Genomic DNA, 12581 nt, shown 5'->3' with positions numbered 1-12581 from the left:
AATTAATCATTCTAAAAAAGGCTGACAGTGAGTCAGCTTTTTTTATGAAAAAAGGAGAAAAAATATGGCTACACCAACTGTTGCAATTGTTGGTCGTCCTAATGTTGGAAAGTCAACGATTTTTAACCGAATCGTTAACGAAAGAATTTCTATCGTAGAAGATACACCAGGTGTGACTCGTGATAGAATTTATGCCCATGGTCAATGGCTTGGTCACCACTTTAACTTAATTGATACAGGTGGGATTGAGCTAGGACCAGGTATGTTTCAACAAGAAATTAGAGCTCAAGCAGAGATTGCGATTGAAGAAGCAGATGTTATCATCTTCATCGCTGATGTCAAAACTCATTTAACTCATGATGACGAAACAATTGCCCAAATTTTATACAGAGCAGATAAGCCTGTAATCTTAGCAATTAATAAAGCAGATAACCCAGAACAAAGACAAGACATTTACGACTTTTATAGTTTAGGATTAGGTGATCCTTATCCTATCTCTGGTTCGCAAGGAACTGGTTTAGGGGACTTACTAGATGAAGTTGTTAAAAAATTACCAAAAGATGAAGACCAAGAAGAAGATAAAAGTATTCGTTTTAGTTTGATTGGACGTCCTAATGTTGGTAAATCTTCTCTAGTTAATGCAATGCTAGGTGAAGATCGTGTGATTGTTTCTGATGTTGAAGGAACCACTCGTGACGCTATTGATACCAAGTTCGTTGATGAATCTGGTCAAGAGTTTACGATGGTTGATACAGCTGGTATGCGTAAACGTGGACGTGTTTATGAATCAACTGAGAAATATTCTGTTATGCGTGCGATGAGTGCGATTGATCGTTCTCAAGTTGTTCTAGTCGTTCTTGACGCTAGTCGTGGAATTATTGAACAAGATAAGCATGTTGCTGGATATGCTCACGAAGCCGGCCGTGGTGTCATTTTTGTTGTAAACAAATGGGATACTGTTGAAAAAGATACAGATACCATGAAGAAATTTGAAGACAAAATCCGTCAACAATTTCAATATTTAGATTATGCACCGATTGTGTTTGTTTCAGCCAAAACAAGACAACGTCTATCTAATTTACCAGACTTAATTAAACGTGTTAGTGTTAACCATAGCCAACGTATTCAATCAGCTGTCCTAAACGACGTATTATTGGATGCAACCCGCTTAACACCAACACCTTTAGTTAAAGGAAAACGTTTAAGAGTCTACTACATGACACAAGTTTCAGCTAACCCACCAACTTTTGTGATCTTTGTTAATGATCCTGAATTACTGCATTTTTCATATAAACGTTTCTTAATCAATCAATTAAGAAAAACTTTTGATTTTGAAGGTTCACCAATTCATATTATTGCTCGTGCAAGGAAATAAATTTCAAAAAAACCTTGTCGCCAAGCCTTTTCTATGATAATTTTAAGGTTAGGAATGGTGAGTGGTAGTCTTCATTGTTTCCAATTTTTAACAAGTGTTGTTAAAAATTATATCATTGGGTATATAATACATATTCCAATTATTTAGGAGGTGAAATCTAAGATGGCAAATAAGGCTGAATTAATTTCAAGTGTTGCAGAAAAAGCTAACATTACTAAAAAAGAAGCTACAACAGCTGTTGACGCAGTTTTCAACTCAATCGTAGAAGACCTTTCTAAAGAAGAAAAAGTTCAATTGATTGGCTTTGGAACTTTCGAAGTTCGTACTCGCTCTGCACGTAAGGGTCGCAACCCTCAAACAGGTGAAGAAATTACAATTCCAGAAAGCAAAGTACCTGCATTCAAACCAGGTAAAGCTTTAAAGGATGCTGTTAAATAAGACATTATTTAACTAAAAAAAGAGGGAATACTTTTAAGTATCCCTCTTTTTGTTTTTCCATTAAAAAGGAGGACACAAAATGTCATATTCAGAACAAGTTTTACAAAATCTAAGCGATAATAACCTAGAAGAAGCACAAACTAACTTGAAGCACGCTTTCAAAGAAGATGATAGTGAAACTTTAAGTAGTTTGGCAGAAGAATTATATGCAATGGGATTTACTGATCAAAGTCAGCAAGTTTATCGCTTTTTGATTAAGCAACATCCAAGTGAAGACATTTTCAAAGTCTTCTTAGGAGAATTATTACTCAATGAAAATAAGGAAACAGAAGGCTTAAGTTACTTATACGATATTAAAGAAGAATCAGACGCTTACTTGCAAACATTGCTTGTCTTAGCGGACTATTATCAAACAGAGGGTGTGTTTGAGGCAGCAGAGCAAAAATTGAAAGAAGCGCATCAAATTGACCCAGAAGAGCCCGTTATTATCTTTGGTTTAGCTGAACTGTATTACTCTATGGGCCAATTTCAACCAGCTTCGGAGTACTACAGCTTATTGCTTGATGGTGGAGAAGACTATGTTGCAAACACTAACATCCAAAAACGTTTAGGGTTAGCCCTAGCTAAAATGGGTGATTATGAAGAAGCTCTAAACGAATTAAAAGATTTAAATGATTTAGAAAAAGATACTGAGGTTAATTACCAATTAGGGCTATTATCACTACAAGTTAATGATGATAAACAAGCTGAATCGTATCTAATGGCCGTTGTTGATGAAATGCCCGACTATATCAGCGCCTATGCACCCTTAGCAATGGCACAACAGCATCTTGGTAAAAATGAAGAAGCACTCAACACTGCTCAAGCAGGGCTTTCATATACTGAATTTGATGAGGCTTTATATCAAATTGCTGGAGAATCTGCACTTTATCTCAAACAGTATGAAACAGCGCAAAAAATCTTTGAAAAAGGGCTTTCCATTAATGAAGAGAGTCAAGTTTTAAAAGCAGGATTGAGTCAAACCTACTTGAGACAACATCGCTATCAAGCTGAAATCGAGTTTTTGACACAGCTTGATGAAGATCAATTAACACCTCAGATGAATTGGGATCTTGCTAGAGCTTATCAAGAAACCGACCAATTTGAACAAGCAAAAGCGCAATACTTATTAGCTTATCGTGCTTTTTCAACAGACAATGATTTCTTGAAACAAATGATTAATTTTGCTAGAGAAATGGCAGATCAAGAACTACAAGTATTATTAATGCAACAATATTTAAAAGTTAATCCTGATGATTTGCAAATGCAAAATGAGTTGGACGATTTACAAGATAGATAAGAAAAATCCCTTTATATTAAAGGGATTTTTTTGTTTATATTGACAAAAAGTAAGGATGTGCTATGATTAATATCTAAATGATAATAATTATCATTTAGATAGGGTGAATTGACCTTTGAAAACTACTACAAAAAAAGATGGGAAAGAGAGTATTAATGAAAAAAATACATATATTAATTATTAGTTTAGTAGCTTTACTAATATTTGGGGCCTACCTTACAGAAAGAGAAAAGCATCATCAAGATAAAATACAAATTGCAACGACGATGTATCCAGTATCTGAGTTTACGAAGAATATCGTAGGCGATGAAGCAGAAGTAAGTCTATTGTCAACAGAGCTAACTGAACAAGATAAAGAGAAAGCAAAACAGTCCGATGTTTTGGTTTATCAAAGTGAAGGATCAGAAGAATGGCTTACTCAAGCTCAAAAAGACTGGGGAAATCAAGCACCTAGGTTAGTTTCAGGAACAAAAGATGCTATTTTATTAGCCAGCACAAGTGAAACGCATGATCATAGTCACAGTCATGGAGAAGATGAACATAACCATGCGCACGCACTTGATGTCAGAACATATTTATCACCACAAAGAGCGATTACAGAAGTTAACACAATCAAAAATCAGTTGATTGCGTATTATCCAGAAAAAGCACAAATTTTTGAAGAAAATGCTTCTAAATATATTGCACAATTGACCCAATTAGATGCTGATTATACTAAGGCATTCAAAGAAGCTGGGCAGAAAAGTTTTGTTACACAAAATGATAGCTTTACTTACTTAGCGCTTGATTATGGGTTAACTCAAGTTAAGCTTACAGATATCTACCCGGATGTTAAGCCATCAACTAGTCGATTAGCTGAGTTGAAAAACTATGTTTCTGCAAATCATATTCCTTATATCTATTTTGACCAAGAAACAACAGAAGATTTCAAAAATACAATGAATCGTGAAGCGGGTGTTCAAGTTGAATTTCTCAACCCGTTAGAACAAGCAAGTTCAAAAGATTACTTAACACTGATGAAAGAAAATTTAGCAGCTCTTCAAAAAACGACAGCAACTCATGGTCAAGCTATTCCATCTGAAAATCCAACAGAATCCAAACAGACTGTTGCACAAGGATACTTTAAAGATGAAGCTGTTAAAGATCGAAATTTAAGTGATTATGCGGGTGATTTTCAATCCGTTTATCCATACTTAAAAGATGGCACGCTTAATCCAGTGTTTGATTATAAAGCAAAAGCAAGTCAAACGATGACGGCTGAAGATTACAAGAATTATTATGACATTGGCTACAAAACAGATGTCGACCAACTAGTAATAGATGCTGATAGCATCGAGTTTATAGTCGGTAATAATCATTATAAATATCGTTATCATTACGATGGATACCAAATTTTGAATTACAAAAAGGGAAATCGTGGCGTTCGCTTTACGTTTACAACAGATGATCCAAATGCTGGACGCTTTAAGTATGTTCAGTTTAGTGATCATGGTATTGCGCCACAGCAGACCGAACACTTCCACATTTTCTTTGGTGGTGAAAGCCAACAAAAACTACTTGAAGAAATGGATAATTGGCCAACTTACTATAAGAGCAACTTATCAGGTCTTGAAGTTGCCCAAGAAATGGTCTTACATTAAATGACTAAAAGCCTTAACGATTGTTGTTAAGACTTTTTTATTTTGATAAGATTTAGGAGAGTTTGAGTGGAGGAAAGATAAAAAGGAGGCGTGACTAGTGGATAAAGTATTAGAAGACATGATAGGCAAACAATGTAGTATTACCACATTAAAAACTTACTTTGTGGGTGAAATAAAAGCGGTTGAATCTGGAATTTTGACTTTAAAAACAAAACAGTTAGAACAATTTATTGCAATTAAATATATTATCAGTGTTAATCAGGTGCCAGATAGGGCACAAAATAAAAAGTCCTTTTCTATTTTTTAGAGAAAAGGGCTTTTTTGATGGACTAATTAAGAACGACGACGGATAAAATGGTAAGTTACGAGGTAAATTGCTAGAACAATTAAAGAAAAAGCAATCCATATCGTTAAAGAAACTAGTTTGACTTGCATAGTATTAGCTAAGCCACTGCCATCAGCGCCTCTAAACCATAGAAAAAGCGAAACCCCTAAAAAAATTAATGACAAAATATAACCCAGTACTTTCATATCAATACCTCCTATTATTAAGTAACACTATAGTAGTCCCTGAGCCAAAATAGTGCAACTAATAGGAGATTTTTGGGTTTATAAGTACTAAATTAATAAAAAAGGGTAGCATTAGTATAATTCCCGTGTTATACTAGTTAAGTAATTGATTTTGAAACGTAAACTGTAACATTATATACATGTATAATTCTTGCTTTTGCCTATCAAATATTCATTGCAACAAAACGCATATTAAATTATGCAACAGGAGGAAATTATATATGGTTAACGGAACAGTTAAATGGTTTAACGCAGACAAAGGTTTTGGTTTTATCACTCAAGAAAATGGTGAAGATGTGTTTGCTCACTTCTCAGCTATTCAATCAGATGGATTCAAAACTTTAGACGAAGGACAAAAAGTTACTTTCGATATCGAACAAAGTGACCGCGGTCCTCAAGCAGTTAACATCCAAAAATAGTAACAAACGCAAAAGGAGCTCATTGAGCTCCTTTTTTTGTGTCCTTTTAATGGGATATATCATAAAAAGTTTTAACATTTTCGGGTAAATCATGGGGGATTTTGGCAGAAGCAAGATCTTCGTTATTGTATTTCAATGCTTCACCATAATACCAGCACTTAAATTGAATCATGTTATAAACTTCTGTTAACTTTGCTAGCTCTTCTTCAACAGCTTTTTTTTGCTTCTCAAAAAGTTGTTTGCGATTCAAAAGCGTATCATTTCCCTGTTCACACCACTTCATAAATTGATTAATATCTTTTATTTCTAATCCAGATCTCTTTAAACAATTAATAACACGCAACGTTTCTAACTCAGTTTCAGAAAATCGACGAATGCCCGAAACCCTTTGAATATAAGGAAAAAGTCCTTCTTTATCATAAAAACGTAAAGTTGAAATAGGGATACCAAATAGCTTTGAAACCTCTCCTATAGTGTACATAAAAAACCTCCATCTTAATCTTGACCTGAAGTCATGTTTAGGTATTAACATCATATTGTAAACGTTTTTAACTGTCACAGAAGATTTAAATAAAGAGGGGTTTAACTATGACAAAACTGGCAAACGATAGCAGAGTTTTTTCTATCAATCCTGAGATTGATGTTCAAAATGTGACTTTCATGAATAAATATAGTTTCACAATAGCTGGGCATCTCTATATGCCTGCGGGATTTGACGATTCTCAAAAGTATAGTGCTATTATCATATCTGGACCGTTTGGTGCCGTGAAAGAACAGGCGAGTGGCTTATACGCGCAAAGTCTGGCTGAGCGTGGATTTATTACACTAGCGTTTGATCAATCAACAACTGGAGAAAGTTCAGGAATTATTCGAAACATGGCATCTCCAGATATATTTGTGGAGGACTTTTCAGCTGCTGTTGATTTTCTCGGCATCCAAAAATTAGGTATCGGTGCAATCGGTATTTGTGGTTTAGGAAGTCACGTATTGACTGCAGCAGCTATTGATAAAAGAATTAAAGCAGTTGTAACTAGTGTTATGTACGACATGTCAGACTCGATGTGGAAGGGACTTAACAATTCCAAAACCAGTACTCAAAGAGACCTTGAAAGAGATTATCTTGGTGAAAAACGATGGGAAATAGCAGAAAATCATAAAGAAATAGCGGGGTTACATGAATTACCGTTTGATGAAAAAAACAATCCAGTCGAACTGGATAACATTTTACCCGATGAAGTCTCAAGTGATATGGACTCTGTCGCAGTAGAATTCGTTAATTACTACAAAAAACGTGCATTTCATGACCGTTCTGTCAATTCAAATGGTGCATGGAACGCCATAAGTCCATGGGGTTATTATAACTTTCAACTACAACAAAAAATTGATACGATTTCTCCTCGTCCTGTTCTAATTGTAACTGGGGGAAACGCGCATTCACGCTATATGGCAGAAGAAGCTTTTGATAAATTGAATGAACTAAAAGAACTAGTAATTATACCTAACGCTACTCATACTGATTTGTATGATCAGATTGATTTTATCCCATTTGAAAAATTTCAAACATTTTTTGAAAACAATCTTAAATCATAGACAAAAAGACTGCCATTTTTATTAGCAGTCTTTTTTACTAGTCAATAATTACTTTGATAGGAGTATTTTTTGTGCCATTAGTATCTGCTTCAGATACACTACAAGATGCAACGGCAACTGTCATATCCATTTTTGCTTCTAAAACAATCTTACTACCAGCTTTAGAAAGAGGAGTGTTAATTGTAATTTTTCCGTTGGAATCAATTTTTGTGTTCATGAATATATTGATTGGATTAATAATAGGTCTGTATTCTCTAAGACTGTGATTGATATTATCAAAACAATTAGGATGATTATCGCCGTTTTCATAAAGAAAATCATACATTTCTGGTCTACAGCAAGGGAACAATAAGTCATGTTCGCCTACTTCATCTTCTAAAATTGTGAACATCTGATTATAAACATTCGAGTATATCGTATCTTTAACATTTAATTTAACTGATTCATTACAATCGATGGTTACGGCAGAAGATAAAAACTCATTTTTATCTGACGATTTTTCAGCAAAGAAGTCGGCAACTTGTCCACCTTCTACGTCAATTATAGTTAAAGTTTCTCCAGTTTTAATTTTAAAGCTTTGTCCGCTAAATGGTTTGATTAAATATTCTGTCATTAATTACAGTGATCCTTTCAAATTATATTAAAATAAAAAATATAATATTACTTTAATCAAATATTATACTATATTCTAAAACTTCCTGTAAAATAGCATGTAAGCTTCTGTAATAAAGGGTCGATTAAAAGGTATCAAGCATTTGTATATTTGTTATACTATTAGGAAATATAAGGGGGTATTTTTGTATGGATATTTGGGAAAGACTATTTGATAGTGCGAAAGGATTATACAATCCACATGATGTTTCGCCGTTTGTCTACGCTGAACATGTTGTTTGTGCTTTAGAAGCTGAGGATGGCGAAATTTATACTGGTTACTGTTTTGAGGCAGCAGCGGGTGTCTTTCATCTTTGTGCTGAACGTGCAGCAGCTTTTAATATGTACCAATTTAGTAAACAGACAAAGATTAAGCGAATTATTGCTTTTCGAGATGAGGCACCTTCAGGTGTAGGTGGGATGCCATGTGGAGCATGTCGTGAATTCTTGATGCAGTTAAATAAGGAAAACGCTGAAACAGAAATTATGGTTGATTATGATACGAGAGAAACTATTAAATTAGCGGAATTATTACCAAAATGGTGGGGCGAAATGAGAAGTTAATAGCAATTAAAAAGCACATAGTACTTTAAGGTACTATGTGCTTTTGCTATATAAAGAGTCTATTCTTGATTGTTTCTAATTTGTCTAATAAAAAGAACTAGATTAAAAAGAAAGAGAAAACCAAAGAGTAGACCAATTACAGTGTCAGCTGTTGGGTTGTGCCAATCAAAAAAGCTCAGTATCAAATAAGTTACTAGCAAAATTAGGGTGCTAAGTGTAGAAATTTTAATAATTTTAGGGCTATCTTTCATATGTAAGTACTCCTTCACTACATCTAATCTAATGCTAGCATGTTTTGATAATTAATTTAATGCTTAACTAAAAAAGAAGCCTCTAAGACTTCTTAATTTGCTTTTTTAAAAAAGCGTTTTTTCTTTAGTGGCTGATAAGAAAAGCCGTTTCCGATGGTTTCATTAACATCAAAGATTGAAACAAAAGCTGCTTCATCGACTTCATGAACAACCGTTTTCAAATTGTGTAACTCATTTGGTCGAACAATACAGTAGATGACTTTCTTTTTGTGATTTTTATAGCCACCTTCAGCATCCATAAATGTCACACCACGATCCAAATTATATTTAATAGCTTCAGCTACTTCTGTATAATGCTCGGAGACAATGAAAGTTCCCTTGGCATTATAGGAACTATCTTGTACGAAGTTCACAACTTTTGAGAAGACAAACGAAACAAGAAGTGTGTACATCATGTGTTTGACATCTAGGTAACTGAGTGAAGCTAAAAGTACAAATAAGTCAAATAGTAGTAGTGATTTACCCATGGAAATTCCTTTTTTGATTTCAAGGATTTTACCTAGGATGTCGACACCACCACTAGTTCCACCGAACTTGAAGGTGATACCAAGCCCAACCCCTGCAAAAAGTCCAGCTAAAAGAGCTGAGATAAATAAGTCGTGATCAAGGTTAATGGCGGTGGCAAGAGAAGTTCTTTGCCAGACCCAAAGTCCTGCTGAAAGGGATGCTGTTCCCCATAAGGTATAAAAAATAGCTTTTTTACCTAGGAAGTAGTAACCCAATATCAAAATTGGAATATTCAAGATAATTGTTGAATAGGCAGGGTCAACATGCAACCAATAGCGAATAATCAACGTAATCCCAGTTAAACCACCTTCAGCTAAGTTGTTTTGAATGTTAATCGCAACTATTCCAAAAGCATATGTAAATGTTCCCAAAGTAATCATGAACAGGTCAACCAACGTACGATAGAGATTTATTCTTTTCATAAAATTCCCCCCTAATAAAGAATCGGCTCTTTGAAAAGCATACCAGTTTTGATAATATAAATCTATCAACGTAAGAGGTGACGACGATTATGCGAGTAGAAAAATTACCTGAATTATTTGAAGAAGCTGCCCCGATTTTAAAAGCTTTAAGAGATAATGGGTTTGAGGCGTATTTTGTTGGTGGGTCAGTTCGTGACTTGCTAATCAACCGCCCAATTAATGATATTGACATTGCAACAAGTGCTTATCCTGAAGAGATTAAGCAAACTTTCAAAAAGACAGTTGATACTGGGATAGAACATGGTACCGTAACTGTTATTGAAAATAAACAAACTTATGAAGTGACAACATTTAGAACAGAATCTGAATATCAAGATTTTAGACGTCCTGATAAGGTGACGTTTGTTAAAAGCTTGACTGAAGACTTAAAAAGAAGAGATTTTACAATTAATGCACTAGCAATGGATGAAACTGGTGAAATTGTTGATTTATTTGGTGGTTTAAACGACTTAGATAATCAAGTGATTAAAGCTGTTGGTAATCCGAGTGAACGTTTTCATGAAGATGCTTTAAGAATGATGCGTGCGGTTCGTTTCCAAAGCCAGTTGGATTTTGGTATTGAGCAACAGACTAAAGAAGCCATTATTGAACACCATGAACTGTTATCTAAAATTGCAGTTGAACGTGTTCGTGATGAATTCTTAAAACTTGGATTAGGGCAGGGATTCAAAAAAGGATTTGCAAGTTTTATCGACTTCAAATTGTTTGAACAGGTTCCTGTGCTTAATGTCTATGAAGCTGAACTAAGACGCTTGCTTGGCATTAACTTCTTACCAGCTAATGAAGTTGTTTTTTGGTCTATGATTGCGGTTTCTTGTCAATTACCTTTGGCAAAAATCAGAAAGTTCTTAGTACAGTGGAAGAACTCTAATAAGGTGAAAGAAGAAGTATTGGCTGTTGTTGAGCTGTTTGACATCATGATGGCGAAAGAACCAACTAACCGTCAACTTTATCACTATGGACTAACAACTTTATTACAGACAATTGATTTAATGCGAATGTTTGGCGAAGAAGTTAATGCCACTTTATTAGTTGACCGTTATGAGCAATTATTGATTAAATCACGTGATGAATTAGCCATTGATGGCAAAATTTTGATTAAAGACTTAGGGTTAAGACCAGGTCCTGCTATTGGTCAAATTTTGTATGAGGTTGAAGAGGCTATTTTGAATCATGAATTAGAAAATGATTTAAAAGCTATCAAAAATTATATTGAATTGGGAGATTTCCATGAATAAAAACGAACAACAATATCTAGATTTTGCAAAACATGTAATGGAAACGGGTCATTTTAAAGATGACCGTACCAAAACAGGAACAAAGAGTATTTTTGGCTATCAAATGCGTTTTGACTTGACTGAAAATTTCCCAATTCTAACAACAAAGCGTGTCCCTTTTAAACTAATCAAAAGTGAATTGCTATGGTTTTTAAAAGGTGACACTAACATCCAATATCTATTGAAATATAATAACCATATTTGGGATGAGTGGGCTTTTGAAAGTTATGTCAAAAGTGATGACTACACAGGACCAGATATGACTGATTTCGGTCTTCGTTCACAAGAAGATGCAGAATTTGCTGAAGTTTATCAAGCAGAAAAGAAAAAATTCACAGATCGTATTTTAGAAGATGATGATTTTGCTGCAAAATACGGTAATCTAGGTGATGTTTACGGTAAACAATGGCGTAAATGGCAAACTAGAGAAGGTGGTTTTATTGACCAGATTAAAGATGTGATTGCACAAATCAAATCAAATCCTAACTCTAGACGTTTGATTGTTAGTGCTTGGAATCCTGAGGATGTGCCAAGTATGGCATTACCACCTTGTCATACCTTGTTCCAATTTTATGTACGTGAAGGAAAGTTGTCTTGTCAGCTTTACCAACGTAGTGGGGATATCTTTTTAGGTGTGCCGTTCAACATTGCGAGCTATGCCCTTTTGACGCATTTAATTGCACATGAAACAGGTCTTGAAGTTGGTGAATTCGTGCATACGTTTGGGGATGCACATATTTATCAAAACCATTTCAATCAAATTGAAACACAATTGAGTCGCACGCCAAATGAGGGGCCTCAATTGGAACTTGATTTGAATGGCAAGAGTATTTTTGATGTTGAAGTAGAAGATATTAAGTTGAAAGGATATGAACCACAAGGTGCGATTAAAGCACCTGTGGCGGTATAATATTATGTCAAAACTAGCATTTATTTGGGCTGAAGATCAAAATCATTTGATTGGAAAAGACGGTAACATCCCTTGGTTCTTGCCAGCGGATTTAAAGTTTTTTAAGGATACAACTAAAGGGCATCCTGTTGTAATGGGACGCCGTACTTTTGATAGTTTGAATATTCAACCTTTACCAGCCAGAAAAAATATCGTCTTGACTCGGGATAAAAACTGGTCTCACGAAGGTGTTGAAGTTTTTAATGATAAAGATGAATTGTTACGCAGTTTGCGTGACATGTCTGAAGATATTGTGTTTATAATTGGTGGAACTCAGGTTTATCGTCAATTACTTGATGATGTTGATTTACTTTACTTAACACAGATCCACCATGCTTTTGAAGGGGATACCCATATGCCTGAAATTGATTATTCAGATTATGAGTTAATCTCAAAAGAAGAAGGTCCTGTGGATGATAAGAATGAATATCCACATACCTATTTAATTTATAAAAGAAAATAATAAAAA

15 protein-coding genes are annotated in these 12581 nt (G+C 34.7%); 11 read left to right on the top strand and 4 right to left on the bottom strand.

What is annotated here, in order from left to right:
- Positions 1–64: 64 nt before the first annotated feature.
- From der to JNUCC72_RS03065, 5 genes are all read left to right on the top strand, one after another.
- Entirely contained in the window at positions 65–1375 is a 1311-nt protein-coding gene (der, locus tag JNUCC72_RS03085; RefSeq protein ID WP_454142792.1) for a ribosome biogenesis GTPase Der, read from the top strand.
- A 162-nt stretch (positions 1376–1537) separates the two neighbouring features.
- Positions 1538–1813 (top strand): HU family DNA-binding protein, encoded by a 276-nt coding sequence (locus tag JNUCC72_RS03080; protein WP_056974976.1) that lies wholly within the window; start codon positions 1538–1540, stop codon positions 1811–1813.
- Between the two features lie 79 nt (positions 1814–1892).
- On the top strand, positions 1893–3152 hold the full coding sequence (locus JNUCC72_RS03075) for a tetratricopeptide repeat protein (protein ID WP_454142790.1): 1260 nt from the start codon (positions 1893–1895) through the stop codon (positions 3150–3152).
- A gap of 155 nt (positions 3153–3307) precedes the next feature.
- Positions 3308–4792, top strand: a complete 1485-nt coding sequence (locus tag JNUCC72_RS03070; RefSeq protein ID WP_454142788.1) for a metal ABC transporter solute-binding protein, Zn/Mn family — start codon at positions 3308–3310, stop codon at positions 4790–4792.
- 97 nt (positions 4793–4889) lie between these two features.
- On the top strand, positions 4890–5099 hold the full coding sequence (locus JNUCC72_RS03065) for a DUF6897 domain-containing protein (protein WP_454142786.1): 210 nt from the start codon (positions 4890–4892) through the stop codon (positions 5097–5099).
- A 26-nt stretch (positions 5100–5125) separates the two neighbouring features.
- On the opposite strand, the gene JNUCC72_RS03060 is transcribed toward JNUCC72_RS03065, so the two are convergent.
- Positions 5126–5323, bottom strand: coding sequence for a DUF3923 family protein (locus JNUCC72_RS03060; protein ID WP_454142784.1), 198 nt, complete (start codon positions 5321–5323; stop codon positions 5126–5128).
- Between the two features lie 260 nt (positions 5324–5583).
- On the opposite strand from JNUCC72_RS03060, the gene JNUCC72_RS03055 reads away from it, so the two are divergent.
- The gene (locus JNUCC72_RS03055; protein ID WP_056975039.1) at positions 5584–5781 is read left to right on the top strand and encodes a cold-shock protein; all 198 of its coding nucleotides are present in this window, start codon (positions 5584–5586) and stop codon (positions 5779–5781) included.
- A 46-nt stretch (positions 5782–5827) separates the two neighbouring features.
- Here the strand turns inward: JNUCC72_RS03055 and JNUCC72_RS03050 are convergent, their stop codons facing one another.
- Positions 5828–6262: a MerR family transcriptional regulator gene (locus JNUCC72_RS03050; RefSeq protein ID WP_454142782.1), complete on the bottom strand. Its 435-nt coding sequence runs from the start codon at positions 6260–6262 to the stop codon at positions 5828–5830.
- A 107-nt stretch (positions 6263–6369) separates the two neighbouring features.
- On the opposite strand from JNUCC72_RS03050, the gene JNUCC72_RS03045 reads away from it, so the two are divergent.
- Positions 6370–7371 carry an alpha/beta hydrolase gene (locus tag JNUCC72_RS03045; protein ID WP_454142780.1) on the top strand — a complete coding sequence of 334 codons (1002 nt, stop codon included), beginning with the start codon at positions 6370–6372 and terminating at the stop codon, positions 7369–7371.
- Between the two features lie 37 nt (positions 7372–7408).
- On the opposite strand, the gene JNUCC72_RS03040 is transcribed toward JNUCC72_RS03045, so the two are convergent.
- Positions 7409–7984: a DUF1989 domain-containing protein gene (locus tag JNUCC72_RS03040; RefSeq protein ID WP_454142778.1), complete on the bottom strand. Its 576-nt coding sequence runs from the start codon at positions 7982–7984 to the stop codon at positions 7409–7411.
- Between the two features lie 188 nt (positions 7985–8172).
- Between JNUCC72_RS03040 and JNUCC72_RS03035 the strand changes: the two genes are divergently transcribed.
- Complete coding sequence (locus JNUCC72_RS03035) at positions 8173–8586, top strand: cytidine deaminase family protein (RefSeq protein WP_454142776.1); 414 nt, start codon at positions 8173–8175, stop codon at positions 8584–8586.
- Positions 8587–8929: 343 nt separating this feature from the next.
- Here JNUCC72_RS03035 and JNUCC72_RS03030 read toward each other — a convergent pair whose 3' ends face one another.
- Positions 8930–9826, bottom strand: coding sequence for a YitT family protein (locus JNUCC72_RS03030; protein WP_454142774.1), 897 nt, complete (start codon positions 9824–9826; stop codon positions 8930–8932).
- Between the two features lie 89 nt (positions 9827–9915).
- Here JNUCC72_RS03030 and JNUCC72_RS03025 point away from each other — a divergent pair, with 89 nt between their 5' ends.
- From JNUCC72_RS03025 to JNUCC72_RS03015, 3 genes are read left to right on the top strand one after another with little or no spacing between them, the layout of a single operon-like run.
- Positions 9916–11124 carry a CCA tRNA nucleotidyltransferase gene (locus JNUCC72_RS03025; RefSeq protein WP_454142772.1) on the top strand — a complete coding sequence of 403 codons (1209 nt, stop codon included), beginning with the start codon at positions 9916–9918 and terminating at the stop codon, positions 11122–11124.
- Positions 11117–12073, top strand: a complete 957-nt coding sequence (locus JNUCC72_RS03020; RefSeq protein WP_454142770.1) for a thymidylate synthase — start codon at positions 11117–11119, stop codon at positions 12071–12073. Before JNUCC72_RS03025 ends, JNUCC72_RS03020 begins: the two co-directional genes overlap by 8 nt.
- 4 nt (positions 12074–12077) lie before the next feature.
- Complete coding sequence (locus JNUCC72_RS03015) at positions 12078–12575, top strand: dihydrofolate reductase (RefSeq protein WP_454142768.1); 498 nt, start codon at positions 12078–12080, stop codon at positions 12573–12575.
- The last annotated feature ends 6 nt before the right edge of the window (positions 12576–12581 follow it).

It is taken from the genome of Holzapfeliella sp. JNUCC 72, assembly GCF_053668685.1.
The sequence above is the reverse complement of the archived record's forward strand: the minus strand, read 5'-3'. Positions and strand labels throughout refer to the sequence as shown.

Bases quoted from the DNA above. Each gene is read 5' to 3' on its own strand.
- der (WP_454142792.1), top strand. From the start codon at position 65: ATGGCTACACCAACTGTTGCAATTGTTGGTCGTCCTAATGTTGGAAAG.
- JNUCC72_RS03080 (WP_056974976.1), top strand. From the start codon at position 1,538: ATGGCAAATAAGGCTGAATTAATTTCAAGTGTTGCAGAAAAAGCTAAC.
- JNUCC72_RS03075 (WP_454142790.1), top strand. From the start codon at position 1,893: ATGTCATATTCAGAACAAGTTTTACAAAATCTAAGCGATAATAACCTA.
- JNUCC72_RS03070 (WP_454142788.1), top strand. From the start codon at position 3,308: ATGAAAAAAATACATATATTAATTATTAGTTTAGTAGCTTTACTAATA.
- JNUCC72_RS03060 (WP_454142784.1), bottom strand. From the start codon at position 5,323: ATGAAAGTACTGGGTTATATTTTGTCATTAATTTTTTTAGGGGTTTCG.
- JNUCC72_RS03055 (WP_056975039.1), top strand. From the start codon at position 5,584: ATGGTTAACGGAACAGTTAAATGGTTTAACGCAGACAAAGGTTTTGGT.
- JNUCC72_RS03050 (WP_454142782.1), bottom strand. From the start codon at position 6,262: ATGTACACTATAGGAGAGGTTTCAAAGCTATTTGGTATCCCTATTTCA.
- JNUCC72_RS03045 (WP_454142780.1), top strand. From the start codon at position 6,370: ATGACAAAACTGGCAAACGATAGCAGAGTTTTTTCTATCAATCCTGAG.
- JNUCC72_RS03040 (WP_454142778.1), bottom strand. From the start codon at position 7,984: ATGACAGAATATTTAATCAAACCATTTAGCGGACAAAGCTTTAAAATT.
- JNUCC72_RS03035 (WP_454142776.1), top strand. From the start codon at position 8,173: ATGGATATTTGGGAAAGACTATTTGATAGTGCGAAAGGATTATACAAT.
- JNUCC72_RS03030 (WP_454142774.1), bottom strand. From the start codon at position 9,826: ATGAAAAGAATAAATCTCTATCGTACGTTGGTTGACCTGTTCATGATT.
- JNUCC72_RS03025 (WP_454142772.1), top strand. From the start codon at position 9,916: ATGCGAGTAGAAAAATTACCTGAATTATTTGAAGAAGCTGCCCCGATT.
- JNUCC72_RS03020 (WP_454142770.1), top strand. From the start codon at position 11,117: ATGAATAAAAACGAACAACAATATCTAGATTTTGCAAAACATGTAATG.
- JNUCC72_RS03015 (WP_454142768.1), top strand. From the start codon at position 12,078: ATGTCAAAACTAGCATTTATTTGGGCTGAAGATCAAAATCATTTGATT.